This is a genomic window from Spongiactinospora gelatinilytica, assembly GCF_003236385.1.
In the GTDB taxonomy this organism is placed as follows: domain Bacteria; phylum Actinomycetota; class Actinomycetes; order Streptosporangiales; family Streptosporangiaceae; genus Spongiactinospora; species Spongiactinospora gelatinilytica.
Genome location: NZ_POUA01000079.1, coordinates 1 through 6,779, shown reverse-complemented (window position 1 = coordinate 6,779; position 6,779 = coordinate 1). Strand labels below are relative to the sequence as shown.

At 70.7% G+C, this 6,779-nt stretch carries 8 protein-coding genes; 1 reads left to right on the top strand and 7 read right to left on the bottom strand.

Annotation, left to right across the window (positions count from 1 at the left end):
* The 3 genes from C1I98_RS12760 to C1I98_RS45605 all read right to left on the bottom strand — a co-directional run.
* The coding region (locus tag C1I98_RS12760) for a helix-turn-helix domain-containing protein (protein WP_146607402.1) at positions 1 to 157 on the bottom strand (157 nt) is incomplete at its 3' end.
* 560 nt (positions 158 to 717) lie between these two features.
* Positions 718 to 1,992: a helix-turn-helix domain-containing protein gene (locus C1I98_RS12755; protein WP_267898041.1), complete on the bottom strand. Its 1,275-nt coding sequence runs from the start codon at positions 1,990 to 1,992 to the stop codon at positions 718 to 720.
* Between the two features lie 201 nt (positions 1,993 to 2,193).
* Entirely contained in the window at positions 2,194 to 2,361 is a 168-nt protein-coding gene (locus C1I98_RS45605) for a helix-turn-helix domain-containing protein (RefSeq protein ID WP_158558007.1), read from the bottom strand.
* Between the two features lie 265 nt (positions 2,362 to 2,626).
* Between C1I98_RS45605 and C1I98_RS12745 the strand changes: the two genes are divergently transcribed.
* Positions 2,627 to 4,003, top strand: a complete 1,377-nt coding sequence (locus C1I98_RS12745; RefSeq protein ID WP_233507826.1) for an NCS2 family permease — start codon at positions 2,627 to 2,629, stop codon at positions 4,001 to 4,003.
* Between the two features lie 207 nt (positions 4,004 to 4,210).
* Here the strand turns inward: C1I98_RS12745 and C1I98_RS12740 are convergent, their stop codons facing one another.
* From C1I98_RS12740 to C1I98_RS12725, 4 genes are all read right to left on the bottom strand, one after another.
* Positions 4,211 to 4,465: a hypothetical protein gene (locus C1I98_RS12740; RefSeq protein WP_146607401.1), complete on the bottom strand. Its 255-nt coding sequence runs from the start codon at positions 4,463 to 4,465 to the stop codon at positions 4,211 to 4,213.
* 206 nt (positions 4,466 to 4,671) lie between these two features.
* Positions 4,672 to 5,544, bottom strand: a complete 873-nt coding sequence (locus C1I98_RS12735; RefSeq protein WP_233507825.1) for a DUF5753 domain-containing protein — start codon at positions 5,542 to 5,544, stop codon at positions 4,672 to 4,674.
* A 145-nt stretch (positions 5,545 to 5,689) separates the two neighbouring features.
* Positions 5,690 to 5,938 (bottom strand): hypothetical protein, encoded by a 249-nt coding sequence (locus C1I98_RS12730; RefSeq protein ID WP_111167381.1) that lies wholly within the window; start codon positions 5,936 to 5,938, stop codon positions 5,690 to 5,692.
* Positions 5,939 to 6,072: 134 nt separating this feature from the next.
* Positions 6,073 to 6,779 (bottom strand): excalibur calcium-binding domain-containing protein (locus tag C1I98_RS12725; RefSeq protein ID WP_146607400.1); only part of this gene is annotated, 707 nt, incomplete at its 5' end.

Sequence of the window (6,779 nt, the reverse complement as noted above, 5' to 3'; positions counted from 1 at the left end):
GCTCGGCGGTGACGCCGTTGACCAGGTAACTCAGCGAACAATCGAGCTTGCCGGCGAGCAGTTCGAGCACCGCTGGAGTTGGCGTTCGCTTCCCGCTTTCGATAAGAGATACGTAGCTGTCGGACAACTCCGGATGCGCGAGCTGGGCTTGAGACATACCGCGCTGGCGGCGGATTGTCTTAATGCGCTGGCCCGCCAGATCTTGACTCACCGGCACCCCTTGGAACAATGTCGTCGAACGAAAACCAGTGACGGGAGCACCACCATGCGTCGACGCCTCACTGTCTCCGCCCTGACGGTGCTATGCACAGCCCTTATCGCCGTCGCGGCCAATGCTACCGCCGCGGAGGCCTATCCGTCCGGGACCCAGGTGGTCACGGAAGGGAAGGACATAGCCTGCTGCTAGCCGACTCCCGGCAGAGCCGAGACCGGCGGGAACGACCGTCGCGGGCGGACAGGACCCGATCGGGTTCCGTCCTTCCCGCGCCGGACCTCCCGCCCAGACCAGGCGCGTGTGAGCGCTCGGCAGACCGCTCCCCGGCCCCGCACGGCCGGTGTGCACACCGAGCGCTCGCACGCGTTCCGTTTTCATGGCCCCCCACTGCGCGGATCAGCGCACCTCACCAGCTCGTGAATTACGAGCATATCGTGCTTATATCACATCGTCCCGTAGCGCACGGCTGTTATCCACAATTCGGATGGCTCGTCACCCCCCGCCTACAGGCCCACGCTGACCAGAGCCCGCTGGTAGGCGGCGACGCTCCCGGGGCCGTCCTGGAGCTTGCGCAGCACCTCGGCGACGGTCCGCCAGCCCTGCGCCGCGCGCCGCGCGGGCGTCACCTGCTCCAGCCATCGCCTGGCCGCGTCCAGCGCCGTACGCGCCTCCACCGGCTCGTCGGCCATGGCGTAGGCGCCGGCCAGCAGCAACTGGGCGTCGGCGCCGAGCCCGTTGGTCGTACTGGAGACCAGGTCATGGGCTTTTCTGGCATGGGCGATGGCCTGCCCGAAGTCGCCGAGGGCGAGTTCGACGTGCGCCAGGTCCAGCTCGCACCTGGCCCGGTCCGCCACGCCCGCGGACGACTCGGCCAGCTCGCGCCGGGAGCGGTGCAGAGCCTCCCGGCAGCTTCGGGCCTCGTGCGGGAGGAGCAGGAACCGCTGGTAGGTGCAGCTCAGCCGGACGCGCGCCAGGTTTCGGGGATCGCCGTTCTCGGAGTGGACGGCGAGGGCCCGCTGGGCCAGGGCCAGGGCGTCCTTCGTCCGGCCGATCGCCTCGGCCAGGGCCGATCCGTTCCAGCAGGCGGCGACCGTGGCCCTGGGGGTGCCCAGCAGGTCGGCGGCGGCGAGCAGTTCCGCCGACCAGTGCTGCGCGCGCAGGAGGTCCCCGCGCAGCATGTACGCGCCGAGCAACGTGGAACCGAGTTCGACCAGCTCATCGGACCAGGCCGGACGCACCGAGCCCAGCAGGATCTGCTCGCAGACCTGTACGGCCGCCGACAGGTCCCCCCGCTCGCGGTAGCAGCGGGACAGCGCGATGGTGACGGTGATGTGCTGTTCCGGGGTCATGGCGTCGCCCGCCGCGGCCCGCAGGCCGTTGAGGGTGGCGACGGCCGCGTCGAGGTCGCCGCCCGCCTCCATCGCCCGGGCCAGGCCGAACTCGGCCTCGAACCTCAGCCGGGTCGGCCCGGTGAGGTTCTTGTCCGCGACCAGGTTCGTGAACCGCATGCGGGCCTCGGCGACCGCGCCGTTCTCCAGGGCGATGCGCGCGTAGCCGAGTTCGAGCTCGAATTCGTGTAACTGCTCGGTGGTAACACCGTTGATCAGGTAACCGAGTGAGCAGTCGAGCTTGCCGGCGAGCAACTCCAGCACCGCCGTGGTCGGCGTCCGCTTACCGCTTTCGATAAGAGAAACATAGCTGTCGGACAACTCCGGATGCGCGAGCTGGGCTTGCGACATACCCCTCTGCCGACGAATTGTCTTAATGCGCTGCCCCACCAGATCTTGACTCACCGGCACCCCTTGGAACAATGTCGTCGAACGAAAACAGTGACGGGAGCACCACCATGCGTCGACGTCTCTTGCTTTTCGCCATGGCTGTCCTGTGCACAGTCATGGCCACCGTCGCGGCCAATGCTACGGCCGCGCAAACCTCCATGTCGCCATTCTCGGACGTGGGTGAGCCGCTGTGCTGCTGACTCACTGGTAAAGCAAGGAAGAGATCGGCCCGGCCGGTGGGGCATGACCCCCGGTCGGTTCCTCCGCCCTCCGCATCCGATACCTCACCGTGTCGGCACGTACATGCGGGCGCTCGGCGCACGTGTTCCACGACCCCGAGTACTCCAGGAACACGCCGAGCGTCCGCACGGCCTCTGACAGGCGCTTTTCGGCGTAGTCGAAAAGCGGGTCCGGCAGCCGCGCGGCGAACTACCGCCGCGCCTCGCCGGGAACCGTGACCGGTTAGAAGCCCTGTGTGTAAAACTCATCGCCGGTCACGACGCCGCCGTTACGTGAATCGTCGCCGCCGCGCCGTACGGGACGTTCGGCGGGGGGCTGGCGGATGGGCGGACATCGTGCCGCCCGGAGCTGGGTAGGACCGGCCTCGTCCCCCCGGCCGGGGCAAGGGAGGATCGTGGACCGACTCGACCGCTTCTTCGGCCTGCGGGCCCGCGGGAGCACGGTCGCCGCCGAGGTGCGCGGCGGGGTGACCACGTTCGTGGCCATGGCCTACATCGTCCTGCTCAACCCGATCATTCTGGCCGGGGCCGTGGACGTCACCGGCGCCAGGCTGTCGATCCCGCAGCTCACCACCGCCACGGCGCTGGCCGCGGCGGTCAGCACGCTGCTGATGGCGGTGGTCGGCAACGCCCCCTTCGGGGTGGCCGCGGGCCTCGGGCTGAACGCCGTGGTGGCCTACCAGGCCGCGCCGCACATGACCTGGCCGCAGGCGATGGGCCTGGTGGTCCTCGAAGGGCTGGCCATCGTGGTGCTGGCGGTGTCCGGCGCGCGACGGATGATCATGAACGCCATCCCGCTCGCCCTCAAGCACGCCATCAGCGTCGGGATCGGCCTGTTCATCGCGCTCATCGGCCTGGTGGACGCCGGTTTCGTGGCCAGGGGCACCGGCACGCCGGTGCAGCTCGGCACCACCGGCCACCTTTCCGGCTGGCCGGTCACGGTCTTCTGCTTCGGGCTGCTGCTGATGATCGTGCTCTACGCCCGGCGCGTCCCGGGGGCGATCCTGATCAGCATCGTGGCCACGACGGTGCTGGCCATCGTGGTCGGCACGGCGTTCGCCGTCGATCCGGCGCAGTGGGGGGTGGTGGCGCCCAGGGTGCCCACCTCGATCGTCTCGGCGCCCGACTTCGGGCTGTTCGGCGCGTTCGACCTGTTCGGCGGTTTTGCTACGGCGGGCGCGCTGACCGCCACCGTCGTGCTGTTCACGCTGGTGCTGTCCGGCTTCTTCGACGCGATGGGCACCATCATCGGCGTCAGCGACGAAGCGGGCCTGGTGGACGAACAGGGCCGGGTGCCGCGCCTCGGGGCGATCCTCACCGTGGACGGCGTGTCCGCCGCGATCGGCGGTACGGCCAGCGCCTCGGCCAACACCGTCTTCGTCGAGTCGGCGGCCGGGGTCGGCGAGGGCGCACGTACCGGCCTGGCCAGCCTGGTCACCGGGGCGCTGCTGGGGCTGACGCTGCTGTTCACCCCGGTCACCACCGTCGTCCCGGCCGCGGCGGCGGCCCCCGCCCTGGTGCTGGTGGGCGCGCTGATGATGACGCAGGCGCGTAACGTGCCCTGGACCGACCTGGACCTGGCGATCCCCGCCTTCCTGACGATCGCCCTGATGCCCTTCACCTACAGCATCACCGCGGGGCTGGGCGCGGGGCTCATCGCCTACGTCGCGATCAAGCTGGGGCGGGGGCGGCCGGGTGACGCGCACCCGCTGCTGTACGTGGTGGCCGCGATGTTCGTGGCCTTCTTCAGCGTCGGCCTGTTCGACGGCTGACGACAGATCGCCGTGGCCGATATGGCGGCGGGACCTGCCGCGGGACCGGCTTCCCGCGGCAGGCGCCCGAGGGCACCGCCGCGGGGCGGTGCGGAGGGACATCGGCCCTGCGTACTGGTCTTTCGGAGGCCGGGTGCTGCTCCGGGTGCGGTCACGATGGTCAGGGGCGCCGGCGTGACGGGGTCGTCCGGCCTCCGAGCGTGCTCATCACACCAGATCCCCCGTCTCGAACTTGATCTCGTTCAGCCGCCGGCAGGCCCGCTCCATGCGCTTGAACGCCGTGTTGACGACATGCCCGAGCTCGGCCAGCTCCCGGTTGCGCCGCTCGGCCTCCTGTCTCTCCCAGTGACCGATGGCCTCGTCGAGCGACTTGAACCGCCCACCGGCCGCGACCACGACCTGCCGGCCGTTCGCGTACCGGATCGCCACCCTGCCGACGATGGTCCAGTCGCCACGAGCCATGGCACGCCCCTCGCGTCCGCCGACCACTACCGTTCGCCTCTCGTCGATCAGCAGACCACGCTGTCGGCCGGGCTCGCCGCGGCGGGCCGCGGCGGGACCCGGTGCGCTTGGAGGCATGACTCCGACGATAGGAACGAGACTCTCCCACCCTCAACGGGCTTGCACGAACTTGCACACGACTTTGGCCGACGCCCCACGGGGACGATTCAGCCGAGCACGCCGCGGGCCTGGGTGATCAGCTCGTGGGCGTGCCTGCCGTAGCGGGCCATCGCCGCCAGTTCGTCGAAGCCCTTGGCGTACTGGGCGATCTCGCGGGGCTGGGTGACGTTGACCGAGGCGGTGAGCAGCTCGACCTTCACGGTCCGGTCGTCGAAGATGTGGAAGGCCTCGACCGGCCACAGCCGGCGCGACTCGGTCTGTGGGATCACCCCCAGTGAGACGCGCGGCAGCGCCATGACGGTCAGCAGGTGGTCGAGCTGGCCGGCCATGATGTCGGCGTCGCCGATGCGGTAGCGCAGCACCGACTCCTCCATGAGGATGGCGAAGCGGTGGTCGCCCTCGTGCAGCACGCGGGAGCGGGTCAGCCGCGCCTGTGCCGCCGCCTCGGAGTCGTCGGGCAGCCCGCGGAACGCCGCCACCGAGGCCAGCAGCGCGCGGGCGTAGGCGACCGTCTGCAGCAGCCCCGGCACCACGTGCGAGCAGTAGACCCGGAAGTGCCGGGTGGCCTCGTAGCGCGCGATGCCGGACTCCTGGGTGCGGCGCAGCCCGGCCCGGTGTACCCGGCGCCACTCGACGTACATCTCGTCGGCCTGCCGGGAGGCGGCGATCAACTCCTCCACCTCCCCGTCCGCGCCGCAGGCCCCGCACCACGCGCGTAGATCGTCATCGGAGGGCGGGGTCTTGGCGTTCTCGATGCGGCTGGACTTGGACTCGTGCCAGCCGGCCGCCGCGGCCAGCGCCCGCGCGCTCAGCCCCGCGTCCAGCCGCAGCTCGCGCAGCCGCTGCGCGATCAGCCGGCGGGCGGCGAGGACGCTGCTCGATGACTGCGTCGCGTTGGGCCGGCGGTCCGCCGGCGTCACGCGCGTCGATGTTGCTTGTCCGGATCCCATACCGTCTCACAGGCGTCAGATGGCGTGCCGACCTGCTGGGGCGCGTCGGGGAGCCGGCCGCCGACGGTGCTGGACGTGTGGCGTGGCCACGGCGACGCGGGCCGGGCGGCCCGCGTCACGAATGCGAACTCCCGAGGTCGGCGTCCCGGCAGGCCGCGAGGAGCAGCGGCGCCATCCGAAAGGGGATGCGGACCACCCGCTCGCCCTCCGCGAGGGGGTTGAGCGATGTCATCAGGACCCGTGTCTCGGCGTCTTGCACTTCCCTGCCCTGGATGACGATGCTGCCGTCGGTCTCATCGACCCAGACCGACGGGCAGTCGTCAACGTCACTTCCAGGGTCCTTGCCGAGGAACTTCAAAGCCATCATCGACTCCGAGCTGAGGTGTGCTGCGTGGACTTGCCTACGCGTGAACTTAACCGCACTCTAACGCACAGTCAATTTGTCTTTACCCAGAGTGAACGATGTCCGCCCACGGCGAACCGGGGGCCAAGCGCCGGTCAGCCCAGCTCGTCGTGATCGCACACCACGTTGTCGTGGTCCTTGTCCGGATAATAGTGATACTCCGGGTGAGTTTCCTTGAAGTACGGACCGTACCCCGCCTCGTCGACCTCGCGGCAGCTTCCGAAGCGCGGATCGGGGTTGTGGTCCAGGCCCTGCTTGCCCTGCGGCACGATCCCGACCGGGGCCACCGTCGTCCCGTTGCCGGGCATGGTCGCGGTCCCCTGCCCGGTCGCTCCCCCGGTCGGCCCGGTCACCGGCCCCGTCCCGGTCCCGGTGCCCGTGCCCGTGCCGGTCGCCGGGCCCGTGCCGGTCGCCGGGCCTGTTCCGGTGCCCGTCCCCGTAGCGGCGGGCGCCTCCGGCGCGCACGTGGCCTCCGGCGTCGGGCTCCCGGCCCCCGGCGGCGTCGTACCGGTCTCGGTCCCGCCCGTCGGCGCGCCTTCGGTACCGGTCGAGCTCCCCGCCGACGGGACACCGGCCGTACCGGTGCCCGTGCCCGCGGTGGGAGCGCCTCCCGTAGAGCCATCGCCCAGGGGCGACCCGTCCGTACCGGTGCCTCCGGTCGGCGCCACCACCCCGTCGGCCGCCGTTCCGCCGGCCCCGCCGAGCCCGACCGGCCCTCCGGTACCGCCCGTGCCAGGGCCACCCGTACCGCCCGTGCCGCCGGTGCCGTTGGTGCCGGGAGGGGTGCCGGTGTCCCCTGTGG

Bases quoted from the DNA above. Each gene is read 5' to 3' on its own strand.
- C1I98_RS12740 (WP_146607401.1), bottom strand. From the start codon at position 4,465: ATGGCTCGTGGCGACTGGACCATCGTCGGCAGGGTGGCGATCCGGTAC.
- C1I98_RS12730 (WP_111167381.1), bottom strand. From the start codon at position 5,938: ATGGCTTTGAAGTTCCTCGGCAAGGACCCTGGAAGTGACGTTGACGAC.